This is a genomic window from Intrasporangium sp. Soil_C_50 (genome assembly GCF_057656595.1).
The window spans coordinates 1,499,905-1,524,522 of the sequence record NZ_JBDGKB010000001.1 but is presented as its reverse complement, the minus strand read 5'-3'; the positions used below and the strand labels follow the sequence as shown (position 1 = coordinate 1,524,522).

The 24,618-nt window shown below is 73.6% G+C and carries 16 protein-coding genes; 11 read left to right on the top strand and 5 right to left on the bottom strand.

The features are described 5' to 3' along the window. Window position 1 precedes the first annotated feature (1 nt). The 4 genes from AC3A5R_RS07165 to AC3A5R_RS07150 all read right to left on the bottom strand — a co-directional run bounded on the left by AC3A5R_RS07165 (window position 2) and on the right by AC3A5R_RS07150 (window position 8,133). Entirely contained in the window at window positions 2-1,819 is a 1,818-nt protein-coding gene (locus AC3A5R_RS07165; RefSeq protein WP_487620035.1) for a glycoside hydrolase family 3 protein, read from the bottom strand. 173 nt (window positions 1,820-1,992) lie between these two features. Further along, on the bottom strand, window positions 1,993-5,331 hold the full coding sequence (locus AC3A5R_RS07160; protein WP_487620034.1) for a glycoside hydrolase domain-containing protein: 3,339 nt from the start codon (window positions 5,329-5,331) through the stop codon (window positions 1,993-1,995). 158 nt (window positions 5,332-5,489) lie between these two features. Further along, window positions 5,490-7,046 (bottom strand): ATP-dependent DNA ligase, encoded by a 1,557-nt coding sequence (locus tag AC3A5R_RS07155; RefSeq protein ID WP_487620033.1) that lies wholly within the window; start codon window positions 7,044-7,046, stop codon window positions 5,490-5,492. Window positions 7,047-7,119: 73 nt separating this feature from the next. After that, on the bottom strand, window positions 7,120-8,133 hold the full coding sequence (locus tag AC3A5R_RS07150) for an alpha/beta hydrolase (protein WP_487620032.1): 1,014 nt from the start codon (window positions 8,131-8,133) through the stop codon (window positions 7,120-7,122). 104 nt (window positions 8,134-8,237) lie between these two features. On the opposite strand from AC3A5R_RS07150, the gene AC3A5R_RS07145 reads away from it, so the two are divergent. From AC3A5R_RS07145 to AC3A5R_RS07110, 8 genes are all read left to right on the top strand, one after another. Further along, complete coding sequence (locus tag AC3A5R_RS07145) at window positions 8,238-9,056, top strand: SDR family oxidoreductase (protein ID WP_487620031.1); 819 nt, start codon at window positions 8,238-8,240, stop codon at window positions 9,054-9,056. Continuing rightward, a complete protein-coding gene (gene fabG / locus AC3A5R_RS07140; protein WP_487620030.1) occupies window positions 9,053-9,820 on the top strand; it encodes a 3-oxoacyl-ACP reductase FabG in 768 nt (255 codons plus the stop codon). The genes AC3A5R_RS07145 and fabG overlap by 4 nt, the downstream gene beginning before the upstream one ends. A gap of 3 nt (window positions 9,821-9,823) precedes the next feature. Then, window positions 9,824-10,888, top strand: a complete 1,065-nt coding sequence (locus AC3A5R_RS07135) for a phosphotransferase family protein (protein WP_487620029.1) — start codon at window positions 9,824-9,826, stop codon at window positions 10,886-10,888. A 35-nt stretch (window positions 10,889-10,923) separates the two neighbouring features. Continuing rightward, window positions 10,924-12,141, top strand: coding sequence for an acyl-CoA dehydrogenase family protein (locus tag AC3A5R_RS07130; RefSeq protein ID WP_487620028.1), 1,218 nt, complete (start codon window positions 10,924-10,926; stop codon window positions 12,139-12,141). Window positions 12,142-12,165: 24 nt separating this feature from the next. Continuing rightward, window positions 12,166-13,335 (top strand): acyl-CoA dehydrogenase family protein, encoded by a 1,170-nt coding sequence (locus tag AC3A5R_RS07125; RefSeq protein ID WP_487620027.1) that lies wholly within the window; start codon window positions 12,166-12,168, stop codon window positions 13,333-13,335. Window positions 13,336-13,398: 63 nt separating this feature from the next. Continuing rightward, the gene (locus tag AC3A5R_RS07120) at window positions 13,399-13,782 is read left to right on the top strand and encodes a nitroreductase family deazaflavin-dependent oxidoreductase (RefSeq protein ID WP_487620026.1); all 384 of its coding nucleotides are present in this window, start codon (window positions 13,399-13,401) and stop codon (window positions 13,780-13,782) included. 174 nt (window positions 13,783-13,956) lie between these two features. Beyond that, window positions 13,957-15,990 carry an ATP-binding protein gene (locus AC3A5R_RS07115; RefSeq protein ID WP_487620025.1) on the top strand — a complete coding sequence of 678 codons (2,034 nt, stop codon included), beginning with the start codon at window positions 13,957-13,959 and terminating at the stop codon, window positions 15,988-15,990. Window positions 15,991-16,115: 125 nt separating this feature from the next. After that, window positions 16,116-17,912, top strand: a complete 1,797-nt coding sequence (locus AC3A5R_RS07110) for an ATP-binding protein (protein WP_487620024.1) — start codon at window positions 16,116-16,118, stop codon at window positions 17,910-17,912. On the opposite strand, the gene AC3A5R_RS07105 is transcribed toward AC3A5R_RS07110, so the two are convergent. After that, window positions 17,887-20,628 carry a non-ribosomal peptide synthetase gene (locus tag AC3A5R_RS07105; protein ID WP_487620023.1) on the bottom strand — a complete coding sequence of 914 codons (2,742 nt, stop codon included), beginning with the start codon at window positions 20,626-20,628 and terminating at the stop codon, window positions 17,887-17,889. The two genes, AC3A5R_RS07110 and AC3A5R_RS07105, sit on opposite strands and share 26 nt — an antisense overlap. A gap of 202 nt (window positions 20,629-20,830) precedes the next feature. Between AC3A5R_RS07105 and AC3A5R_RS07100 the strand changes: the two genes are divergently transcribed. Genes AC3A5R_RS07100 through AC3A5R_RS07090 form a run of 3 tightly spaced genes read left to right on the top strand, consistent with a single transcriptional unit; the run spans window position 20,831 to window position 24,573 of the window. Next, window positions 20,831-21,862: an iron ABC transporter substrate-binding protein gene (locus AC3A5R_RS07100; RefSeq protein WP_487620022.1), complete on the top strand. Its 1,032-nt coding sequence runs from the start codon at window positions 20,831-20,833 to the stop codon at window positions 21,860-21,862. Continuing rightward, on the top strand, window positions 21,863-23,494 hold the full coding sequence (locus AC3A5R_RS07095; protein ID WP_487620021.1) for an ABC transporter permease: 1,632 nt from the start codon (window positions 21,863-21,865) through the stop codon (window positions 23,492-23,494). Continuing rightward, a complete protein-coding gene (locus tag AC3A5R_RS07090) occupies window positions 23,491-24,573 on the top strand; it encodes an ABC transporter ATP-binding protein (RefSeq protein WP_487620020.1) in 1,083 nt (360 codons plus the stop codon). The genes AC3A5R_RS07095 and AC3A5R_RS07090 overlap by 4 nt, the downstream gene beginning before the upstream one ends. The last annotated feature ends 45 nt before the right edge of the window (window positions 24,574-24,618 follow it).

Here is a 24,618-nt window from a genome sequence, read left to right as displayed (position 1 = left end):
GTCAGTAGGTGAGGCCGTGGCCGAACGGGTAGAGCGGCGTCGACGGGTCGCCCTTGACCGGGATGTCGACGGGCAGCTTCGCCGTCGGCGAGACCTCGCCGGTGATGACCCGCGCCGCGGCCTCGATGGCGACCGGGCTGTAGGAGTAGGTCGCGAGGTAGGTCTGGGCCTCGGTGACGTAGGCGATGTCGTACGGGTCGCGCACCGCCACGACGACGACCGGGACGCCCGAGGCGACGAGCTGCCGGACGAGCTTCTGCTGCCCGCCGCGGGTGTCGGTGGTCGCGGTGTCCCAGGCCTTCATCGTCGTGACGACGACGAGGTCCTTTCCGCGGGCGGCGGCGACCGCCGAGGCCACCTTGGCGTCGGTCGGGGAGGTGCCGGTCTCGAGCGTCTGCACCGCGGCCCCCTTGTCGGACAGGCCCGCTGCGAGGGTGGCGGTCGTGGAGACGCCGTAGCCGGTGACGAGCACCTTCTTGCCCGAGGCAGCCACCGGCAGGACGCCGGCGTCGTTCCTCACCAGCGTCGTCGTGCGGTCGGTGACCTCGTCGGCGGCGGCGAGGTGGGCCGGCGTGCCGACGACCCCGGCCACGCCCGCCGGGTCGGCGTAGGGCTGGGTGACGACGCCGCGCCGGTACTTCAGCCGCAGGACGCGTCGCACCTTGGCATCGAGGTCGGACGGGTGGATGCGGTGGCTGCGCACGGCCGCGATGACCGCCGCGTACGCGTCGTCCATGGCCGGGCTCATGAGCAGCTGGTCGGCACCGGCGAGCAGGGCCCGCACCGGAACCTCGGCGTCGCCGTACTTGTCGCGCACGCCCTGCATGCCGAGGGAGTCGGTGACGATGACGCCGTCGTAGCCGAGCTCGTCGCGCAGCACGCCCGTGAGGATGGGGTGGCTCAGCGTCGCCGGGTCGCCGGAGTCGTCGAGCGCCGGGAAGGCGAGGTGGGCCGTCATGATCATGTCGATGCCCTCGCGGATCGCGGCCTTGAACGGCGGGGCGTCGATGCTCTCCCACTGGGCGCGAGTGTGCGTGATGATCGGGAAGGCGACGTGGCTGTCGGTCGCGGTGTCGCCGTGGCCCGGGAAGTGCTTGGCCGAGGACGAGATCCCGGCGTCGCGCTGGTAGCCGGCGACCTGCGCGGCGACGAGCTCGGCGGCGAGGTCGGGGTGCGAGGAGAACGAGCGGGTGCCGATGACCGGGTTGAGGGCGTTGACGTTGACGTCGCAGACCGGCGCGAAGTTGGTGTTGACGCCCATGGCCAGCAGCTCCTGGCCGGTGATGGCCGCGGCGGTGCGGGCATCGGGGGCGCTGCGGCCGGCGCCGAGGGCCATCGAGCCGGGGAACTGCGTGGCCGGGGGCCCGATGCGGGTGACGACGCCCTGCTCCTGGTCGATGGCGACCTGCAGCGGAACCTTGGCCTTGACCGGCGCGGTGAGGGCGGCCTTCTGCAGCCCGTTGGAGAGCCCGACGATCTGGTCGGGGTTCTGCACGCTGTCGGTCCAGGCGAAGTAGATGACGCCGCCGAGGTGGTACTTGCGCACGACCTCGGCCGGGCTCGCGACGCCGTAGAGCGGCACGTTGCGCTGGTCGGGGGTCGTGGCGTCCTTGCCGTAGACGTTCTGGATGAACAGCTGGCCGACCTTCTCCTCGAGGGTCATCCGGCTCAGCGTCGAAGTGATCCAGCCCTCCTCGCCGGCGGTGGCCGCGCGGGCCGCGCCCGGGGCGGTGGCGGCTCGGGCCTGGCCGGCGACCGTGCCGGCCGCGGCCACGGCGAGGCCACCGGCGAGGACGGTGCGGCGGGACAGCTCTGACATGGACATGGCGCCTCCGAAGGAATGTGAACAATTCACGCGTTCTGCTGTCAGAGCGGAACTTACCTACGGACTGTGAGGTCGGCAACAGATAGGGCGACGCCGTCCGGATGCTGTCCGGTCGGCGCCGCCCAGGTCCGGGTCGGTGGCGGTTGCGGACCGCCGGAGACGGAGGCCTAGTGCAGGTAGCCCCGTACATCCACGACGACGTTCAGGGGGCCGCCCGAGTGGTTGGTCACGACGACGGTGCCGTTCGCCGCGAGCCGGGTCACGGTGAAGCCGGGCGCGCTACGCCCGGCTGCGAACCAGACCGAGGCGGTCCGGGCGCCGGCTGCGGCATCGACGGTGACGTAGCCCGCCTTCTGCGGGAGGCTGACCGTGACCCCGAGAAGAGCGGCGCTCGCGCCCGCGGGGACCGGCGACCCGTTGAGGCCGGCCACCCGCACGGTGAGGCTCGCGCCGGCGGCCAGCGGGCTCCGCGCCGAGTTCGTGGCCGTGCCGTAGCGCGTGTCGACGAGGCGGACCGGTGCTCCGGTGACCCACTGGTTCGTCGTTCCGGTCGCCGCGAGGTAGCCCTGCACGTCGACGATGACGTGGACCGTGCTGCCCGAGTGGTTGACGATCGTCGCGGTGCCGCTCGAGGACAGCCGGGAGACCGTGAGGTTCGCGACCGTCTGGCCCGAGCCGAAGCTCGTCGTCGGGAACGCGCTGGAGCCGGCGTCGACGCTGACGAAGCCCGCCGCCCGGGAACCGGTGACGGTGACGTTCAGCGCGGCGGCCGTGGCCCCCGCCGGCACCGGCGAGCCCGACACCCCGGCCACGCGGACCGTGATGGCGCGGTTCGCCGCGATGGCGGTGCGCACCGCGTTGCTCGTGGTGCCGTACCGCGTGTCGACGAGGCGTGCCGGAGCCGGAGCGGCCCACTGCCGCAGCGTCCCGGCCGAGGACACGTACGCCTGGACGTCGGCGACCAGGTGCACCGTGCCGCGGGAGTGGTTGACGACACGCATCGTGCCGTCCGCGCCGAGACGGCTCACCACGAGCGTCGAACGGGTCTGTCCCGCGACGAAGTCGGAGGTCCAGGTGCCCCCCGCGGCCGAGTCGGCGCTGAGCCACCCGGCGGCCTTCGGACCCACCACCGTGAGGTTGACCGTCGCCGAGGTCGCGCCGACCGGGACAGGCGATCCGCTCACCCCCGCGACGCGCACCGTCACCGTGGCGTTGGCGGCGATGGCGGTGCGCATCGTGTTGGTCTTCGTGCCGTACCGCGTGTCGAGCAGGCGCGTCGGGGCGACGGTGACGAGGTGGCCGTGCGGCAGTGGCGTCACCGCCAGCGAGCGCGACGAAGCCGGACCGGTGCCGACCGCGTTCGTCGCGGTCACGGTGAACGTGTACGCCGTGCCGTTGGCCAGGCCCGTCACGACTGCGGAGCGTGCGGATCCGTTCGTGGTGACCTGCGCGCCGCCCGGGGCTGCCGTGATCGTGTAGGCGGTGACCGAGTTGCCGTTGTCCGTGGCCGCGGCCCATCGGACCGTCGCGTTGACGTCACCGGGCACGGCGGAGACCGAGCCCGGCGCCGCGGGCACCGTGGCGACGAGCCGGAAGGTCATGGCGTCGACGGCGACGCTCGCGGTGGTGGGACTGGGGGTCGGGCTGGTGTCGTTGTCGCCGAGGTGCACGCTCACGGAACGGCCGGCCACGGCGGAGTACGTGCCCAGCGCCAGCGTGCCGCCGGCGGCCGGCTGCGCCAGCGTCTGCGTGCGGGTGCCGTTGGCGTCGGTGACGGTGTAGGTGGAGCGCGCCGGCGACGTCCCCGAGGGGGCGGCGGGGACCGAGGCGCTGACCGCGTAGAAGCCCTGGCGCAGCACGGGCGACCACGTGGCCCCGTTCGACTCCTTCGGCCCGTTGGCATACGTGTAGTAGGCGCGCCCCTCGACGCCCTTCGGGGCCATCGGGTGCCAGTAGTCCATCCGCCCGGTGAAGACGAAGGCCGCGCTGCCGGGCCCGTACGTTCCCGTGCCGTAGTCGACCGGGACGGGGGTGCCGACGACGTGGCCGCCGACCCAGTTGGCATCGATGGAGAGGTTGACCCCGCCCCAGGTCTCGGAGAGGTTCTGGTACTGGTGGATCCGCTGGCCTGAGGCCCACAGCGAGTCCTTGAAATCCGGGTACTTCGTGGAGTCGGACAGGGTCTGCAGGCCGTTCCAGTTCGCGAACCACACGTCGTCGGGAGGCGTGAACCCGCTGGTGCCGGTGGCCTTCGACAGGTCGACCATGAGCGAGGACGTGCTGCCGTACGCGCCGGAGCGGTAGCCGAGGCGCTTGAGCTCGGTGGTCCACGCCGAGAGGAAGGTCAGGACGGTCTGGCGACAGGACGCGGCCGTCGACGCGTTGCTGGAGCCGTAGGCCTCCATGTCGTAGTAGATCGGCGTGCCCGACCCGAGGCCGAACACCTGAGCCCGGGCGACGGCGTCGTCGGCGCTCGACTTCCCCTGTGCCGCCGCCGTGGTCGGGTCGATCTTCGCCAGGCCGGGCTGGTTGACGCACGGGGCCTGGTCGCCGACATAGATCGGCATGAGACCCCAGCCCATGCCGGTCACCTGGCTGACGTACGACGCGGAGAGGTTGCCGTCGGGGCAGGCTCGCATCGAGCCGCCGATGTAGATGCCCATGCTTCGGTAGGGCGAGGTGTCATACCACTGCTGCATCGTCGTCAGGGCCGGCGCCTCGCACGTGTCGAAACCCATGCCGCGGAAGCCGTTCGTGGTGCCGGTGCCCGCCGCCGTCGTGCTCGCAGAGGTGCTCATCGCGCTCGTGGCGGAAAGGGCCGGACGCGTGTGCGCGCGGCTGACGCCCGGCGGACGGTCCGTCGTCGTGCTCGTTGTGCTCGTCGCGCTTGCCGACGTGCCGGCGGTACCCGCGGTGGACAGGACGTCGTCGACCGTGGCCTCGTCGCCCGACCAGGCGGCCTCGGCGGTGACGCCGGGCGTCGCGAACCGCACGAGCTTCGTCCGGTCCTCCGGGTTGCGCGCCGTGTGCGCCGACAGGGCGCCCACACGGGTCGACCGGGAGGACGTGGACCGGGTGTCCTGTGCGGCCGCGGGTCGCAGCCAGATGGTGTCGGACCGCCCGACGAGGTGGGCCGGGCAGTCCTGCTGCGCGGCCGGCTCACCGACGTAGACGGCGCGGACGTCGAGCCGGACGCACCGGGTGGGGTCGGCGTCGAGGTCGATGACCTGCCAGTCGGCGGGCACCCGCAGGTGCACCCCGCGGTAGGACACCGCGCGCGTGGCCGATGTGGCGACCGGACCGCGGGGGACCGACGCCGGGACGCCGGCCGTCGCCGCCGAACCTCCTGCCCCTGCCGGGCCTGCCCCTGTCGGTGCGACCGCCGCGGTCGCCGCGTCGGCGGCTCCTGCGGCACTGGTCGGAGCGAGGCCGAGCGTCAAGGCCAGACCTGTCGCGAGCAGCACGGACGTCGTCGGCCGCAGGCGGCCCACCCCTGGAGAACGCATGCCGGACCCTTCGCCGCCACGGGTCGTCGTGGTCCTGCCGCGCGCGCCGTGGATCTGTCATGGATGCAGGAGGCCCCGACCGCCTGCGCGCCCGAGGCTACCCGGGCAAGCTGCGCGAAAGGTGACAAAAGCGGCCCGCGTTGCACAGACCTGCAGCATCACCACCCAGCGAGCGAGCGCACCGTCTGCACGGTGTCGACCTCGTCGGGAGGCTTGTCGTCGCGGTAGCGCAGCACCCGCGCGAAGCGCAGGGCCATCCCGCCCGGGTAGCGGCTCGAGCGCTGGACGCCGTCGAAGGCGATCTCGACCACCTGCTCGGGCCGCAGGTGCACGACCCACTCGCCCGCGTCGGGGTCGTCGACCGCGAGCTCACGGAAGCGTTCGGTCTGCCAGGCGAGCATCTCGTCGGTCATGCCCTTGAACGTCTTGCCGAGCATGACGAGCTCGCCCGAGTCGGCGTCACGGGCGCCGAGGTGGATGTTGGAGAGCCAGCCGCGGCGCCGGCCGCTGCCCCACTCGACGGCGAGGACGACGAGGTCGAGGGTGTGCCGCGGCTTGACCTTGACCCAACCGGGCCCGCGCCGGCCGGCGGCGTACGGCAGGGCGGGGTCCTTGACGACGACGCCCTCGTGCCCGGCCGCGACGAGGTCGGCGAAGAAGCCCGACGCCGCGTCGGTGTCGTCGGTCGCGAGGCGCGGGACGAGCCAGGCCGGCGGCACGGTGGCCGCGAGCGACGACCAGCGCTCGCGGGCCGGCGCATCGAGCAGGTCGCGGCCGTCGAGGTGGAGCAGGTCGAAGAAGAACGGCGTCAGCGGCACCTCGGCACGGAGGCGCTCGACGTCGGCGGTGCTCGCGGTGCGCGCCCCGGTGACCTGGAACGGCTGGGGTCGTCCGCCGTCGCCGAGCGCGATGACCTCGCCGTCGAGCACCGCGGTCTCGACGTCGAGCCCGGCCAGGGCCTCGGTGATCTCGGGCATCCGGTCGGTGACCTCCTCGAGGGTGCGGGTGAAGAGGCGGACGGTGCCCGGCTCGGAGCGTCGGTCGACGTGGGCCTGCAGCCGGATGCCGTCGAGCTTCGTCTCGACGACGACCTCGCCGCCGAGGGTGGACAGGGCTGCGGCGACGTCGGGGGCCGAGCCGGCGAGCATCGGCCGCATGGGGCGCCCGACCTCCAGCGTGATCGCCTCCAGGGCTGCGACGCCGCCGTCGAGGGCGGCCCGCGCAACCGGGCCGGTGAACCCGGCGAGCATGACCGCTCGGCGCACCGCGGCGTCGGGCACGTCGGCCGCCTTCGCGACCGCCTGCAGCATGACACCGTCGCCCGCGCCCTGACGCGTCTCACCGGTGATGAGGCCGCGTAGCCAGCGCTGCTCGTCGGCGGTGGCGCGGGCGAAGAGCTCCTTGACGGCGGCCGAACGGCTTGCGGCAGAACCGGATCCGGCGAGTCCGGCCATGACCGTGGCGGCGGCGTCGACATCGGCGACCGTGAGCGTCGGCTCGTCGGCCGGCTCGGGCAGCGACCGGAGGCCGCGCCAGCTGACGCCGATGCGCCGCTGGGGCAGCACTCCGGACAGGTGTGCGGCCACCACCTCGACGGTGTCGGGGCCGTCGAGCGCGGCACGGGACAGGCACGCGGCCAGAGCCTCGACCTTGGCGGTGCGCGACGACGTGGCCGCGACCGCGCGCGAGGTGTCGACGACATCGGTCAGGAGCATGCCCCGATCCTGCCCCGAGCCGCCGACACCGGCCAGCGGCGCGCGGGCATGCCGGCGTCGGGCAGGTGACGCGTCAGGCGGTGACGCGGCGCAGGAACGCGACCGCGCGTTCGAGGGCGAGGCGACCGGCGTCGCCGTCGAGGTCGAACTGGTACTCGTGCGCGAGGCGTGGCTCGTGGTCCTCGGGGAAGAAGAGGGCGTCGACGTCCAGCCCGAGCCCCTCGAGCGTCGCGACGAGGCCGAGGGAGTGGGGCAGGAGCGGGTCGGCGTTGCCCGCCGACACGAAGACGGGCGGGAAGCCCGCCCCGACGTGCTGCGGCACCGACCCGAGCATGAACGAGGAGTCGGTGCGGGCGTCGCGGCGCCCCGAGTACGCCCACAGGGCGGTCCGCGCCAGCCAGGAGCCGAGCGGCGTCGAGCCCCGGGCGAGGTCGAAGTCGAAGGCGCCGCAGAAGAGCAGCAGGCCACGCAGCTGCTCCGCGGGCAGGGAGGTCCGGATGCCGACCGCGTCGGCGTACTCGGCATCGGTCGTGAGGCAGGCGACCTGGGCCACCACCTGCGAGCCGGCCGAGTCGCCGGCGAGCACGATCCTGGACGGGTCGACGCCGAGACGGTCGGACTCGCGCAGCACGTGGTCCAGGGCGGCGGCCGTCTGCAGCACCGGCGTCGGATAGCGCGCCTCCGGGGCGATCGAGTAGTCGACGCCGACGACCGTGAAGCCGTGCGCGGCAAGGACCCTCAGGTAGCTCGCGATGAGGTCCTTGCTGCCGGAGACGAACGCACCGCCGTGCACCCACACGACGGTCGGGAGGGGGCCGGTCGCGTCGGCCGGGCGGTGGACGTCGAGCCGGGCGTCGGGGTCGGCGTGCCGGTAGGGCTCGTCCCGCACCTCGGTGACGCCGGTCGGCGTGTGCGCCGCGAGAGCGGCGTCGGCCTTGCGGGCGCCCGCGTCGAAGAGTGCGCGGATGACGAGCACCGACGGCCACGGCGAGAGCCGGGCCGCGACCGCCACCGACCCGGCGACCGCGGCGGCCGTGCCGGCGACGAGCCCGACCGTGCCTCCCCTGCGTCCCGCGCGTCCGGCCATGGCCCCGAACGTACCCCGGGACGCCCGGCCCCGACGGACACTTGACGCGGACCCCGTCCACTGGCCAAGGTAAGCAAGCGCTTAGTTCATCGCGAGGAGCCGTCATGCCCGACACCGCAGTCGTCACCGGGGCCGCCCGGGGGATCGGTCGTGCCGTCGCGCAGCGGCTCGTCGACGAGGGCTGGCACGTCGTCGTCTCCGACCGCGACGCCGACGCCCTCGAGGACGTGGCCCGCGAGGTCGGCGGGTGCCCCCTCGTCGCCGACGTGTCGACCGACGCCGGCAACACGGCGCTCCTCGACGCCGCGTTCGGGCACCTCGGACGCGTCGACGTGTTCGTCGCCAACGCCGGCATCGGGACCGGCCTCGGGCTCGAGGCCCCCGACGAGGTGTGGGCGCGCGCGCTCGATGTCAACGTGCTCGCCCACGTACGCGCGGCGCGCGCGCTCGTGCCGCGGTGGCTCGCCGCCGGCGTGCCCGGCCGCTTCGTCGTCACAGCCTCGGCGGCCGGACTGCTGACGATGCTCGGCGACGCGCCCTACTCGGTGACCAAGCACGCCGCCGTCGCCTTCGCCGAGTGGCTCGACGCCACCTACCGGCACCGCGGCATCACCGTGCACGCCATCTGCCCCCAGGGCGTCGACACGCGGATGCTCGCCGACGCGGGGCCGCTGCGCGAGCTGCTGACCCGGGAGCGCGTCGTCACCCCGGCGCAGGTGGCCGATGCGCTCTGGGACGCCATGGCCACGGGCACCTTCCTCGTCCTCCCGCATCCGGAGGTCGCCGAGTACCACGTCCAGCGCGCGAGCCACCCCGACGCGTGGCTCACCGGGATGAACCGGCTCCAGCAGAAGCTCGAACGCCCCTCCGGGGCAGACCCCGAGACCACCAGCAACACCACCCCGACGCAGGAGAACGCATGACCGAGCAGCCCACCACCACGCGCACCGCCATCGTCACGGGCGCCGCCCGCGGCATCGGCGCCGCCGTCGCCAAGCGCCTCGCCGCCGACGGGTTCGCCGTCGCGGTCCTCGACCTGGACGAGGCCGCCTGTGCCACAGTGGTGTCCGAGATCGAGGCGGCTGGCGGGCGGGGTCTCGCGGTCGGCGTCGACGTGTCCGACGAGGCGGCGGTCGCCGCGGCCGTCGAGCGCGTCGCCACCGACCTGGGCGCGCCGACCGTGCTCGTCAACAACGCCGGCATCATCCGCGACAACATGCTCTTCAAGATGACCAGCGACGACTGGGACGCCGTCATGAACGTCCACCTGCGCGGCTCCTTCCTCATGACGCGCGCGGCACAGAAGCACATGATCGACGCCAAGTGGGGACGCGTCGTCAACCTCAGCTCGACGTCCGCCCTCGGCAACCGTGGCCAGGCCAACTACTCGGCCGCCAAGGCCGGGCTCCAGGGGTTCACGAAGACCCTCGCCATCGAGCTCGGCAAGTTCGGCGTCACCGCCAACGCCATCGCCCCGGGCTTCATCGCCACCGACATGACGCGCCAGACCGCCGAGCGCATGGGCATCACGTTCGAGCAGTTCCTCGAGGGCGCGGCCAAGGAGATCCCGGTTGCCCGGGTCGGGCAGCCCGAGGACATCGCTGCGACGGCGTCGTTCCTCGTCAGCGAGGGCGCCGGGTTCGTCTCCGGCCAGGTCATCTACGTGGCCGGCGGCCCGAAGGACTGACTCGTGACCGACGCCGCCCGCGCTCCCGGCGACGACGCCGGCGCGGAGCTCACCGACCCGCCGGGCCTGCCGCTCGGCGCGCTGCAGTCGTTCCTCGACCGTGACGCGCCCGGGCTCCTCTCCGGCCCGCTCAGCGGACGCGTCGTCGCGGGCGGCAAGTCCAACCTCACCTACGTCGTCGGTGACGGCACCCGCACCGTCGTGGTGCGCCGCCCGCCGCTCGGGCACGTGCTCGCGACGGCCCACGACATGGTGCGCGAGCACCGGGTCATCAGCGCGCTGCGCGACACCCCGGTGCCCGTGCCGGACACGTACGCGGTGTGCGCCACCGACGACGTCGTGGGGGCGCCGTTCTACGTCATGGAGCACGTCGGCGGCACGCCGTACCGGATGGCATCCCAGCTGGAACCCCTTGGCGCACAACGCACCCGGGCTGTCGCCGAGCGGATGGTCGACACCCTCGTCGACCTGCACGGCGTCGACCCCGGCGCCGTCGGGCTCGGCGACTTCGGCCGCCCCGAGGGCTTCCTCGAGCGGCAGGTGCGGCGGTGGAAGCAGCAGCTCGACGCATCCCGCAGCCGCGACCTGCCGGGTATCGACGACCTCCACGCCCGGCTGTCCGCGTCGGTCCCGTCCTCGGGGCCCCCCTCCGTCGTCCACGGCGACTTCCGGCTCGACAACCTCCTCGTCGACGACCGCGACGTGGTCACGGCGGTGCTCGACTGGGAGATGGCCACGCTCGGTGACCCGCTCACCGACGTCGCCCTGCTCGAGGCGTACCAGAGCCTGCCCGAGATCGTCGGCGGCAACGCCGTCAGCGACGTCTCGCGTGCGCCCGGGTTCCCCTCCGGCGCAGAGCTGTTGGAACGGTACGGCGACCGGAGCGGCCGTGACCTGTCGAGCCTGTCGTTCCACCTCGGGCTCGCCTACTTCAAGCTCGCCGTCATCCTCGAGGGCATTCACTACCGCTTCACGAAAGGCCAGACCGTGGGCGAGGGTTTCTCGCGCATCGGCGAGGCCACCGCACCGCTCGTGGCCGCCGGGCTGCTGGCCCTCGACGACGCCTGACCACCACTGAACCGGCTTGAGCCGCAGGAGGACCCATGGACTTCGCCCACGACGGCCGCACCGAGCAGCTGCTCGGCGACCTCCGCACGTTCCTCGACGACCGCGTCGTGCTCGCGCTGCCGGAGTTCGACGCGCAGCTGGCGGGCAGTGACGACCGCTGGGCGTGGAGCCGTGTGCCGGTGCTCGGCCAGCTGCGTGAGGAGGCGCGCGAACGAGGCCTGTGGAACCTCTTCCTGCCCGGAGAGCACGGCGCCGGCCTGACCAACCTCCAGTACGCGCCCCTCGCCGAGCTCACGGGCCGCTGCATCCGCCTCGCCCCCGCGGTGCTCAACTGCGCGGCACCCGACACCGGGAACATGGAGGTGCTCGCCCAGTTCGGCACCGACGCCCAGAAGGAGCAGTGGCTCGAGCCCCTGCTGCGCGGCGAGATCCGTTCGGCGTTCGCCATGACCGAGCCCGACGTCGCGAGCAGCGACGCGACGAACATCGAGCTGTCGATCCGACGGGACGGCGACGAGTACGTCATCAACGGCCGCAAGTGGTGGATCACCGGGGCGATGAACCCCGACTGCGAGATCTTCATCGTCATGGGCAAGACCGACCCCGGCGCCGAGCGGCACCGGCAGCAGTCGATGGTGCTCGTGCCGCGAGGCGCCCGCGGCCTCGAGGTGGTCCGAGGCATGGAGGTGTTCGGCTACGACGACCACGACCACGGCGGACACGCCGAGCTGCGGTTCACCGATGTGCGCGTCCCGGCCACGAACCTCATCGCGGGGGAGGGCGACGGCTTCGCCATCGCGCAGGCCCGCCTCGGCCCCGGCCGGATCCACCACTGCATGCGGTCGATCGGGCTCGCCGAGGTTGCCGTCGAGGCGATGTGCCGACGCGTCTCGGAGCGCGTCGCCTTCGGCCGACCCCTTGCCGAGCAGGGGGTCGTCCGCGACTGGATCGCCGAGTCGCGGGTGCGCATCGAGCAGCTGCGCCTGCTCGTGCTCAAGACCGCCTGGCTCATGGACACCGTCGGCAACAAGGGCGCGCACACCGAGATCCAGGCCATCAAGATCGCCACCCCGACGACCGTCGAGTGGATCCTCGACAAGGCGATCCAAGCCCACGGCGCGTCCGGCCTGAGCCAGGACACCGAGCTCGCCGCTGCCTTCGCCGGCATCCGCACGCTCCGCTTCGCCGACGGCCCCGACGAGGTGCACAAGAACGCCCTCGCCAAGGCCGAGCTGCGCCGCCACACCCGCTGAGCCACCCGACTGGAAGGACGCGCCATGGACTTCGACCTCTCCGGCGAGGAGCGCGAGATCCGCGACTGGGTCCGCACCTTCGTGCGCAAGGAGATCCTGCCGCTCGAACCGGAGGTGCTCGAGCGTGAGCGTCGGCACGAGCGCGGCCTCCCCACCGACGCGCTGAAGAGCCTGCAGGACAAGGCGCGAGCCGCCGGGTTCTTCGGCATCCAGACGCCCGAGGAGCACGGCGGCATGGGCCTCGGCGCCGTCGTCGCGGCACTCGTCGAGATCGAGCTGGGGCGCTCGTTCGTGCCCTTCCGGTTCGCCGGCGAGGCCGACAACATCCTCTTCAGCGCCACGCCGGAGCAGCAGGACCGCTACCTGCGCCCGACCATCGAGGGCACGCTCCGGTCGTGCTTCGCCATCACCGAGCCGGGCGCCGGCTCCGACGCGCGCGCCATCCGCACGAGTGCCCGCCGCGAGGGCGACGACTGGCTCATCAGCGGGGAGAAGACCTTCATCACCGGTGGGCACGAGGCCGACTTCGTCATGGTCTTCGCCGTCACCGACAGGGCGTTGGGCGCCGACGGCGGCGTCACGTGCTTCCTCGTCGACCGCGACCGCGGGTGGGAGAGCCGCCCCATCGACACCATGGGCGAGTGGGGCCCGGCCGCGCTCGTCTTCGACGACGTCCGCGTGCCGCACTCGGCGATCCTCGGTGAGGAGGGCAAGGGCTTCGAGCTGGCGATGCACTGGATCGGCAAGGGCCGCTACATGCTGCCCGCCCGGGCGCTCGGGGCCTGCGAGCGGCTCGTCGAGATGGGCATGGAGCACGCTCGCAACCGGGTCACCTTCGGCGAGCCGATCGCGAACCGGCAGGCCATCCAGTGGATGGTCGCCGACTCCGCGGTGGAGATCGAGGCGCTGCGGTGGCTCGTGCTCACCGCGGCCTGGCAGGTCGACCGCGGCCTGGACTCGCGCCAGAGCCAGTCGATGGCCAAGCTCTTCGGCGGCGTCAAGGCCAACGAGATCGTCGACCGCGTCCTGCAGATGCACGGCGGCATGGGCTACACCCGCGAGCTGCCGGTCGAGCGCTGGTACCGCGAGCTGCGGCTGCTGCGCATCTACGAGGGCACCGACGAGATCCAGCGCCGCACCATCGCCCGCAACCTGCTGCGCGGGCACGCGTCGGTGCGCGGACACCTCGGCTGACCTCGCCGCAGACCGAGGGGCCGCGCCCTCCCACGACTGGGCAAACACGCGCATGCTGGACAGGTGCCCGAACCACGTGCCGGCGTCAGGACGTTCAACCGTTTCGCCGTGCGCGCCGCGGGACACCGCCTCTTCCCGCTGTGGGCGGTGCTCCGGCACCGGGGTCGCCGCAGCGGTGCCGAGTACGCGGTACCGGTCGCCGTCCTCTCGACGCCGGACGCGTTCGTCATCGCGCTGCCGTGGGGGCGCGGCACCGACTGGGTGCGCAACACCCGCGCCGCCGGCGGCTGCACGGTCCGCTGGAAGGGCCGTGACTGGGCCTGCACCGACCCCACCTTCGTCGGCAAGGACGTCGCGCTCGCGGCTGCCGGCCCGGTGCTGCGTCGGGTGCTGGCGCGCCAGCACCCCGAGGGCGGTTTCCTGCACCTGACGCGTCGTCCTGCCTGACGCTGCCACCAGCGGCGCGGGCACCCGGGCGACACGCGGCGGCTGGGTCCGTTTTGCCCCGGTATCGCGACCTCGTGCGCAAGGATGGGGCGTGGCCCGCGCGACGACCCGAGACCTCCGCGTACCACCGTCCCTCGGTCGAGCGTCCGCCGAGCACTCGGGCGGTGCGACGCGGTGGTGACCACCTTCCTGTCGAGCCGTCGTGGCTGGGTCGCGACGGCCTTGGCGGTCCTGCTCGGCGTCGTGGTGCTCGGCGCCACGGCGGTGAAGTTCGCCCCACCGGGATCGTCCGTCGCCGTGTGGTGGCCCGCGGCGGGGCTCGCCGTCGCCTTCCTGCTCGTCACCGGGCCCGACCGGCGACGCGCCGCGGTGTTCGTGGCGGGCGTCCTCGTCGCGAGCGGCCTCGCCAACTACTACGGCGGCCGACCGCCGCTCGTCGCGGCCGCCTTCGGCGTCGCCAACGCCCTCGAGGCCTTCGTCGTCCACCGTCTCATGACGCGCGGCGGGCGACGGCCGCGGCTGGCCTCGATGGACGACCTCTTCCGGCTCCTCGCGGCCGCGCTCGCCGGCGCGCTGACCTTCGGGGTCCTCGCGGGCCTCGTCGTCACGGTGGGGCTGCACAGCACGTTCTTCCCGACGGCGTACACGGTGACCGCGTCGCACGCCGCCGCGATCCTCGTCATCGGCCCGCTCGGCATCGCCGTCGTCACGCCGCGGGTGCGGGCCTTCGGCCTCGAGGACGTCGCCCAGATGCTCCTCGTCCTCGGCGTGACGCTGTGGGTGTTCCGCCAGGGACAGGGGCTGCCGCTCGCCTTCCTGCCGCTGCCCACCCTCGCGTGGGCCGCCACCCGGCACGGCCTGCGGGCCGTGGCCGCCCAGCTCATCGCCGTCGGGGTCCTCGCGGTCTACGGCACGAGCACCGGGGGCGGGCCGTTCGCCTTCGCCGGCGCGCGCGACGACGTCCGCCCCGAGACCGTCGGCGCCCTGACCCAGGCCTTCCTCGTCACGGCGGCCATCACGACGCTGTCGCTGGCCGTCGCCTCGACGCAGCGGCGTCGGGCCATCGCCGAGCTGCGCACCGAGGCGCAGTTCACCGCGGTCGTCCTCGACACCGCGGCCACGGCGATCGTCGTCGTCGACACCGACGGTCGCATCGGGCGGCTCAACCGCACCGCCGCGTCGTGGATCGGCCGCCACGAGGACGAGCTCGTCGGGCTCGAGGCGGCCCAGACCTTCCCCGTCGCCAAGGGCCGCGACGGGCTGGTGCGCCGGTTCGCCGGCCTGCGCGACCACGACTTCCCCGAGACCGACGAGCAGGAGTGGGTCACCCCCGAGGGGCGCCGCCGCAACATCGTCTGGTCCAACCGGTGGCTCACCGACGAGCTCGGCCGCCGCAGCCACCTCGTCAAGACCGGCGTCGACGTCACGGAGTCCCGCGCCGCGCTCGAGCGCGAGCGGCGCGTCGTCGAGGAGCTGACCGCCCTCGACCAGACGAAGAACGACTTCGTGTCCTCGGTCAGCCACGAGCTGCGCACCCCGCTCGCGAGCGTGCTCGGCTACACCGAGATGCTCGAGGACGGTGCCGCCGGTGAGCTGACGAGCCGCCAGGGCGAGCTCGTGGCGCGCATCGACCGCAACGGCCGGCGCCTCCTCGAGCTGATCGAGGACCTCCTCGTCAACTCGCGCATCGAGTCCGGGCAGCTCGACCTCGAGCTGCGTCGCTGCGACTTCGCCGGCATCGTCGCGCACGCGTGGGACGGTCTCCGGCCGCTGAGCGAGCGCCGCGAGCTCGACCTGTCGATCGACGTCCACCCCGCGCCGCTGTGGGTCAAGGGCGATGCGGCCGCCCTCGAGCGGGTCACGATGAACCTGCTGTCCAACGCCGTGAAGTTCACGCCCGACGGCGGGTCGGTCGAGGTGTCGCTCGGCGGCGCCGCACCGGCGGACCTCGACCGGCCGTGCGCCCGGCTCGTCGTGCGTGACTCCGGCATCGGCATCCCGTCGGGCGACCTCGAGAAGGTCTTCCGACGCTTCTACCGCTCCAAGACGGCCACCGACCAGGCGATCCAGGGCACCGGCCTCGGCCTGTCCATCGTCCGGGCCATCGTCGAGGGCCACGGCGGCACCATCGAGGTCGTGTCGGCGCCCGGCGCCGGCGCCACGTTCACGGTGACCATCCCGGCGCTGCCCGTGGGGGCGGCGTCATGACGCGCGACGGCCCAGGGCGGAGGCACTCCGCCGAGGTGCCGACACGGAAGCCAGCAGGAGCAGCAGCGGCAACGGGGCCGCTGGACAGGGGAGCGCGGGGAGCGCGCAGGGGGAGCGTGGAACGGGTGCAGGACGAGACGTGGGAGGTCAAGGCCCTCCGTCATCTCACGGAGCTGATGAACCGGGTCAGTGCGCAGGACGACCTGGACAGCCTCTTCGAGATGGTCGTCGAGGGCGCGGCCGACGTCGTCGGGTTCACCGTCGCGGCGATCAGCCTCGTCGACGACGCGACGGGTGACCTCGTCGTCGTCGCCGTCGCCGGCGACGACAGCGCGAAGACGCAGCTGCTGGGCCGGCACACGCCGCGCGCAGCGATCGACCGCGAGTTCGCGGTGGCCGAGCGCTGGGGGAGCCTGCGGTTCGTGCCGGCCGACCGGCTGCCCGCCGAGTCGCAGGACGGCTGGGTGGCCACCGACTGGAGCCGCGACACCGACGACCCCGACGCGTGGGACCCCGAGGACACGCTCCTCGCGCCACTGCTGGACGCCGTCGGTGACCTGCTCGGTCACCTGTCGGTCGACCTTCCGCTGAGCGGACGACGCCCCGACCCGACGCAGCGTGCGGTCCTCGAGCTGTTCGCCAACCAGACCGCCATCGCCATCCAGGCGGCGCGCCAGCGTCACGCGCTGACCGAGCGGGTGCGTCTCGGCGAGGCCGTGAAGTCGGTGGCCCGCATCGCCCAGGACGACCTCGAGCCGGCCCAGGTCGTCGACGTCGCCGCGCCGCGGATCGCCGCCGGCCTCGCCTCCGAGACGCTCTGGCTGCGGCTCTTCGGCGTCCAGGGCGACGACGAGCGCGAGAGCGTGGCGGCCCGCAGCGGTCTCGCTGTCGTCGCGCCCTCGCTCATCGACCTCGCGCACCGCCTCAGCGCTCGCCTCTGGGCCGAGGGCGAGGTGGCGGTGGCTCGCCCGGGCCGGTGCGAGCCGGCGCGCGAGTGGTCGCCGGCCGATGTCGCGCTCGCCTCGGAGTTCCTCGCGGCGGCGGCGGCCGGGTCGCTGCTGCTCGCCCCGATCGGGTCCGGCTCCGCGTGCTACGGCTACCTCGCCGCCGTGCGCAGCGCCGGCGACGCGTCGTGGACCGACGCCGAGACCCAGGCCGCCCTCGAGATGGCGCGCGACCTCGGGCGCGCCGTGCGCAACGCGCGGCTCTACTCGGCCGAGCGGCGCGTCGCGGAAGAGCTGCGCGAGGCCGACCGCAGCCGCACCCAGCTGTTCTCGACCGTCTCGCACGAGCTGAAGAACCCGCTCGCCTCGATCGTCGGCCACGTCGAGCTGCTGCGCGGCGAGCCGGACGACCTCGCGTGGTCGCTCGGGGTCATCGGCCGCAACACCGAGCGGCTCCAGCTGCTCGTGGACGACCTGCTCACCCTGTCGCGGGTCAGCGACCCCGACCGGGCCATGCCGTTCACCGACGTCGACCTCGGTGAGCTGACCCGTGACGTCGTCGACATGTTCCGGCCGCGCGCCGACGGGCAGGAGGTCGGCCTCACCTTCGACGAGCCGACGGGCTTCCCGGCGGTGCGGGGCAGCGCGGACGACCTCGAGCGCGTCGTGCAGAACCTCGTGAGCAACGCCGTGAAGTTCACGCCGGCCGGCGGCGCCGTCAGTGTGTCGCTCGAGCGGCGCAGCGAGGGCCTGGCCCTGACCTGCGCCGACGATGGCATCGGCATCTCGGCCGACGACCAGGAGCGGCTCTTCACCGAGTTCTTCCGCGGCACCAACCCCGAGGGCCTCAAGGTGCCCGGCACGGGCCTGGGCCTGTCGATCGCGCACCGCGTCGTGGAGCGGCACGGCGGCCGGCTCGAGGTGGAGTCCCAGCTCGGCCGCGGCACGAGCGTCACCCTGCTGCTGCCCGTGGGCTGACCTCCGGGCGGCCCACCGCGTCACGCGGCGCGACGCGGGAGCGCCGGACGCTGACGCGGGTGATGACGCGAGAGCGCCGGACGCGGGCGAGGGCGGCGCGCCACAGCGCGGTCAGCGGACGCGTCCACACCCACCAGTAGGCGAGGCCGAGTGCCATCGAGCCGACGAACGCCGGCACCGGGTGGCCCCAGAGCAGCTCGAGCGCCTGCCAGTGGACGACGTAGACGTAGAGCGAGGCCGAGGCGAGCACCTGCACGACGGGCACGAGCCACGCAGGCACGCGCGTGACCGGTCGCCACAGCAGCAGCAGGACGAACGCCGCGGTCAGGCCGTCGCGGGCCGGGTTGAACGAGAACGTGCCGACCATGGCGACCGCCACGACCGTGGCGAGGCGTCGCTGGGCCGGCGACGCGGCCCGGGCCAGGGCCCAGCCGAGCAGGAACAGGTGCAGCACCACGAGTGCCGACCCGTGCATCCGCGGCACCGGCAGGGGCAGCACCGGGAGGCGGAAGAGGACGAAGGCCGCGGCGGACAGGGCCAGCGGGAGCCCGAACGGGTACCGCTGGTCGAGCGCAGCGACCCGTCGCGAGGCGGTCAGCGCCGCGACGACGACGAGCGCCACGACCATGGCCTCGACGAACCAGAAGCGCCACGGCGGCCCGAGCCGCTCCAGGCCGAACACCCAGTTGGCGAGGAACAGGTTGCGCGTCTCGTAGTCGCCGACGAGCACGTGCGCCGTGACGATGACGACGAGCGTCGGCACGGCGATGCGCGCCGCCGCACCGAGCACCCGCCGGGCGCGGCGCCGGCGGTCGGCGTCGGCGAGCTGGAAGCGGGCCAGCTGGTAGCCGGCGACGACGAGCAGGGCGTTGGCGGTGCCCTGCAGCGCGAAGAGGTCGGCGTGCGTGCCGACGATGAGGACGATGGCGAGGGCGCGCAGCCACACCCCGGTCTCGATGGTGCGCCACCGGAGCCGCCCGGTGTCACCGCGGGTCGCTCTGTGCCACGGGGGAGTCGACGTGTGTGCTGCGGACAGCGCGCGGTCGTCGGCACCGGGCGCCGTCGAGGAGCCCGCGGTGCGGCGCATTCGCTCGAGGTCGACGACGGGCGTGACGTGCCAGCTCTCCGGCAGGTGGCCGAGCAGCTGCTCGAGGCGGATCGACACCTCGACGTAGGAGAGCGAGTCGCCGCCGAGCGACACGAAGGTCGAGTCGTCGGTGACCTCCCGCTGGAGCAGCCGGCCGTACAGCGCGGCGACCGCCCGCTCGTGCGCGGAAGCGTCGGGACGGGCGTCGTGGCCGGCGTCGATGATCGCGTCGGGTCGGGCCGGGCAGTCGTCGCACGCGAGCGCGAGCACGGTGGGGTAGTCCGGCTTGCCCGACGCGAGCACCGGCTGGTCGGCCACCGGGACGACGCGCAGTGCCTCCCGTGGCACACCGCACGCGCGGATCGCTTTGCGCCGCAGGGTCTCCCGTGCTGGAGCGGCCACGGCGCCACAGGCCGCGACGGCGACGAGGCCGTCGCGCCCGGCACACCGCACGTCGTGGCCCTCGTCGCGCAGCCGGCCCTCGAGGGCGTCGAGGTCGACGCGGTGGCCGAGCACCTTGACGAACCGCGCGCGGCGGCCCGTGACGCGCACGAGGCCCTCAGGCGTCACCTCGCCGAGGTCGCCGGTGCGCAGCGCGTCGACGGTGCGACCCAGCGCGAGGTCGGCCGGGCCGTGCGCGTAGCCGAGCATGACGTTCGGTCCGCGGAAGACGATCTCGCCGTCCTCGACCTCGACCGACGCGCCGGGCACCGGGCGGCCCACCGTGTCGGGGTGGTCGACGGCGAGGTCGGGCGGCAGGTAGGTCATCCGGGCCGTTGCCTCGCACTGGCCGTACATCACGACGAGGTCGAAGCCGCGCTGCTGACCGAGCTCGGCGACGCGTCGGACGCGAGCGGGGTCCATGCGACCGCCGGCCTGCGTGACGTACCGCAGCGTCGGGAGGTCGCGCTGGGCGAAGCCGCTGCGCTCGAGCAGCTCGAAGGTGTGCGGCACGCCGGGAAACGTCGTCGCGCCCACGGCTCGGAAGCGCGTCCAGAAGCACTCGTCGACGACCGAGCGGTCGGTGAGCAGCACGGCCGCGCCGCGTGCGAGGTGGGTCGTCAGCACGGACAGGCCGTAGCAGTAGGTCAGCGGCAGCGTCAGGGCAGCGCAGTCGTCGGCACGCACGCCGAGCGCGGCGTCGATCTGGGCCGTGTTGGCGGCGAGGTTGTCGTGCGAGAGCCGGACGAGCTTGGCCGAGCCCGTCGAGCCGCTCGTGCTGAGCAGCAGGGCGAGGTCGGGGTGCAGCTCGTGCGCCGACTCCTCACGGCGCTCGTCGAGCCCGCCGGCCGCGTCGAGGACGACGTCGGGGTCGTACGCGGCGGCCAGGCGCTCCGCCGCCTCGCCGGGGGCCGTGAGGAGCACGACGTGCCCGGCGCGCAGGGCGGCGAGGTGGGCCACGACCGTCTCGACGGTGCTGCGGCCCTCGACGAGGACGAGCCGGCGCGGTCCGGAGAGGCGGTGCGCAAGGTCGTCGACGCGTCGGGTGAGGTCGGCGTAGGTGAGCGGACCGGCGTCGGTGTGCAGGGCCGTGCGGGCCCCGTGCGCGGCGAGCCCGTGCAGCCACGACCGCCACGACGGCGCCGGGGCGTCGTCGGTCTGCTCCACGGGGAGGGCGGTCGCGGTCACGGCCCGTAGTCAATAAGGTTAGGCATACCTAATGCAAACGTGACCCCCGGTTTCGGGACGTGCCCGAATGTCGGTTAGCCTGCAACAGGTCCTGCTTTAGGTCAGAAGGTCGTTGCGTAATTCGTGCGGCGGCCGGCCCGGCCCGCCAGAGATCCCGCCAGACCCCTGCCCAGCACCGTCGACCGCCACCAGGAGCCCCGTCGTGACGCGCCGCCGCCCCGCCATCGCCCTCGCCGCGACCGTCGTCGCCGCCCTCGGCCTGACCGCGTGCGGCAGCAGCCTCGAGGCGACCGGCGACCTCGACTCCTCGAAGCTGACGGTCTACAGCGCGCAGCACAAGAACCTCACCGAGGAGTGGGGCAAGGAGTTCCAGGACAAGACCGGCATCCAGGTGCAGGTCCGCTACGGCAACGACTCCTCGATGGGGGCGCAGATCGTCCAGGAGGGCGCGAGCTCGCCCGCAGACGTCTTCCTCACCGAGAACTCCCCGGCCATGACGACCGTCCAGAAGGCCGGCCTGCTCGCTCCGGTCGAGGCCGCGACGCTCGGCCAGGTCGGCCCGCAGTACGTGCCGTCGTCGAAGGACTGGGTCGGCATCGCCGCCCGCTCGACCGTGCTCGTCTACAACCCGAGCAAGGTCACCGAGTCGCAGCTGCCGGCCTCGCTCATGGACCTCGCCAAGCCGGAGTTCAACGGGAAGTGGGGCGCGGCCGCCGGCGGCGCCGACTTCCAGGCCATCGTGTCGGCGGTCCTCGCCACGCAGGGTGAGGCCAAGACCTCCGAGTGGCTCGCCGGCCTCAAGTCGGGCGCGAAGGTCTACCAGAACAACATCGCGACGATGAAGGCCGTCAACTCCGGCCAGTCGGCCATGGGCGTCATCTACCACTACTACTGGTACCGCGACCAGGCCCTCGACAAGGAGAGCAGCGGCAACACCAAGCTGCACTACTTCAAGAACGAGGACCCCGGCGCCTTCGTCAGCCTCTCCGGCGGCGGTGTCCTCAAGAGCAGCAAGCACGCGGCGGACGCCCAGAAGTTCCTCGCGTTCGTCACGAGCAAGGAGGGCCAGAAGGTCCTCGGCACGACCGACGCGAAGGAGTACGCGGTCGGCACCGGCGTCGAGTCCGACCCCGCGCTCCCGCCGCTCGACTCGCTCCAGGCGCCGAAGATCGACCCGTTCACGCTCAACGGCCCGAAGGTCATCGAGCTGATGACGAAGGCGGGGCTCCTCTAGGTGACGACCGCGCCCACGAGCCCCACGAGCCCGCGGCCGGCCGCCACCGGCCCGGCCGCGGACCCCGCAGCCCCGAAGCCCCCCAAGCGGGGGCGTCGGGGCGCCGGTGCGTCGTCGGCGCGAGGCTCGTGGCCGCTGCGCTCGGCGGCGCTGCTCGTCGCGCTGCTGTGCGCGCTGCCACTCGTCGTCGTCGTGGTCAAGGCGTTCGAGGCCGGTGCGGGTGACGCGTTCGCGCTCGTGTGGCGCCCCCGCGTCAGTGAGCTGCTCGGCAACACCGTGTCGCTCGTCGCGCTGACCGGCGTCGCCTCGACGGTGCTCGGCGTCGCGGCGGCGTGGCTCGTCGAGCGCACGTCGCTGCCCGGCGCCTCGTTCTGGCGGATCGCCTTCGTCGCGCCGCTCGCCGTGCCGGCCTTCGTCAACAGCTTCGCGTGGTCGACCCTCGTGCCCGGGCTCGAGGGCCTGGCCGGCGCCGTCATCGTCACGACGCTGTCCTACTTCCCGTTCGTCTTCCTGCCGGTCGCGGCGCTGCTCCGCACCGGTGACCGGGGGCTGGAGGAGGCGGCCCGGGCGCTCGGCCTCGGCCCGTGGCGCACCTTCCTGCGGGTGGGCCTGGCCCAGATGCGCCCTGCCCTGCTCGGTGGCGTGCTCCTCGTCGCGCTGCACCTGCTCGCCGAGTACGGCGCGCTCGAGATGCTGCGCTTCCCGACGTTCACCACGGCGATCCTCGACCAGTTCGAGGTGGCGTTCGACAGCCGCTCGGGCAGCGTGCTCGCGGTCGTCCTCATCGCGCTAGCCGTCACCGTCCTCACCGTCGAGCTGCTCGCCCGCGGTCGTACGCGCCACGCCCGCGTCGGGTCGGGCGCTGCGCGCCGGGCCGCTCCCGCCTCGCTGGGCCGCTGGACGCCGCTCGCGCTCGTCTTCGCCGCCGCCCTCACCGCCCTCGCGGTCGGGGTCCCGGCGTGGAGCCTCGGCACGTGGCTGCTGCGCTCCGACGAGGCGCTGGAGCCGACCCACCTCGGCCCGACCCTGTGGTCGACGCTCGCCCTCGCCCTGGCGGCGGCACTGGTCACGACGGTCGCGACGGTTCCGGCGGCGTGGCTCATCGCCCGGCACCGCACGTGGTTCGCCGTCCTCGTCGAGCGCGTCACCTACCTCGCCGCGTCGCTGCCCGGCGTGGTCGTCGCGCTCGCGCTCATCACGCTGACCATCGGCTTCGCCCGCCCGCTCTACCAGACGACGACCGTGCTGGTCCTGGCGTACGTCGTGCTCTTCATCCCGCGGGCCATGGTCGGCACGCGCGCGGCGATCGCGGCCGTCCCGCCCGAGCTCGGCGATGCCGCCCGGGCCCTGGGCGACAACCCCCTCCGGGCGTTCCTGCGGGTCCAGCTGCCGCTCATGCTCCGCGGCACGATGGCGGGCTTCGCCCTCGTGTTCATCGCCGTCAGCACCGAGCTCACGGCCACCCTTCTTCTCGCACCCACCGGCACGCAGACGCTTGCCACGGCATTCTGGGATGCGAGCGCGTCGCTCGACTACGCCGCCGCCGCGCCCTACGCCGCCGCGCTCGTGCTCCTGTCGGCGCCCCTGACCTACCTGTTGCTCCACGGCAAGAACGAGGAACCCCAGACGTGAAGACGCTCCAGCTCTCGGGCATCACCGCCTCGCACGCGGGCACCCCGGTGCTCCACGGCATCGACCTCACCGTGCCCTCCGGCACGACGACCGCCGTCCTCGGCCCGTCCGGCTGCGGCAAGACCACCCTGCTGCGCGTCGTCGCAGGCTTCCTGCGCCCCGACGCCGGCCAGGTGCGCCTCGGCGACGAGGTCGTGGCAGGCCCCGGCGCGTGGGTCGCACCCGAGCGTCGTGGCTTCGGTTACGTCGCCCAGGAGGGCAACCTCTTCCCGCACCTCGACGTCGCGGCCAACATCGCCTACGGCCTGCCGCGCCGCGAGCGCCGAGCCAGGGCGCGGGTCGCCGAGCTGCTCGAGCTCGTCGGCCTGCCGGGCGAGTTCGCCGCGCGCCGTCCCGACCAGCTCTCCGGTGGGCAGCAGCAGCGCGTCGCTCTCGCTCGGGCGCTGGCCCGACGCCCCCGCATCGTCCTGCTCGACGAGCCGTTCTCGGCCCTCGACCCCGAGCTGCGCGTCGCGACGCGCGACGCGGTCGCGGCCGCGCTCGCGCACGAGCAGGCCACCGTCGTCCTCGTGACCCACGACCAGGCCGAGGCGCTGTCGTTCGCCGACCAGGTGGCGATCATGCATGACGGACGCTTCAGCCAGGTGGGGGCGCCCGCCGAGGTGTACCGCGCCCCGTCCGACCGACGCTCCGCCGTGTCGCTCGGAGAGGCGTGCTTCCTGGCCGGGCAGCTCGGCGACGGCGCCGTGACGTGCGCCCTCGGCACGCTGCCGATGGCGTCCGCGCGCGGCACGGGGCCCTGTGAGGTGCTGATCCGGCCCGAGCAGCTGCGCCTCGACGACGCCGGCGCCGGTGGCGCTGCCAGCGCCGGTGGCGCGGTCGCCGAGGTCACGCGGTGCGCCTTCTACGGCCACGACGCCCTCGTCGAGCTGCGCCTCGACGACGCCTCGGGCGCGTCCACCCTCCTGTCCGCCCGCACCTTCGGTGGCCGGACGCCGAGCGTGGGCTCCCGCGTGCGGGTCAGCGTCGAGGGCGAGCCGCACCTCATCCGCGTCGACGGCGGCCTCGTCGACGCCTGAGCCCGTCGCGTCGCGCTCAGGCGCGAGCCGTCGGGCGCGAGCGCG

Coding starts and splice junctions, on each gene's coding strand:
- AC3A5R_RS07145 (WP_487620031.1), top strand. CDS start 8,238: ATGCCCGACACCGCAGTCGTCACCGGGGCCGCCCGGGGGATCGGTCGT.
- AC3A5R_RS07155 (WP_487620033.1), bottom strand. CDS start 7,046: ATGCTCCTGACCGATGTCGTCGACACCTCGCGCGCGGTCGCGGCCACG.
- AC3A5R_RS07125 (WP_487620027.1), top strand. CDS start 12,166: ATGGACTTCGACCTCTCCGGCGAGGAGCGCGAGATCCGCGACTGGGTC.
- AC3A5R_RS07160 (WP_487620034.1), bottom strand. CDS start 5,331: ATGCGTTCTCCAGGGGTGGGCCGCCTGCGGCCGACGACGTCCGTGCTG.
- AC3A5R_RS07150 (WP_487620032.1), bottom strand. CDS start 8,133: ATGGCCGGACGCGCGGGACGCAGGGGAGGCACGGTCGGGCTCGTCGCC.
- AC3A5R_RS07130 (WP_487620028.1), top strand. CDS start 10,924: ATGGACTTCGCCCACGACGGCCGCACCGAGCAGCTGCTCGGCGACCTC.
- AC3A5R_RS07165 (WP_487620035.1), bottom strand. CDS start 1,819: ATGTCAGAGCTGTCCCGCCGCACCGTCCTCGCCGGTGGCCTCGCCGTG.
- fabG (WP_487620030.1), top strand. CDS start 9,053: ATGACCGAGCAGCCCACCACCACGCGCACCGCCATCGTCACGGGCGCC.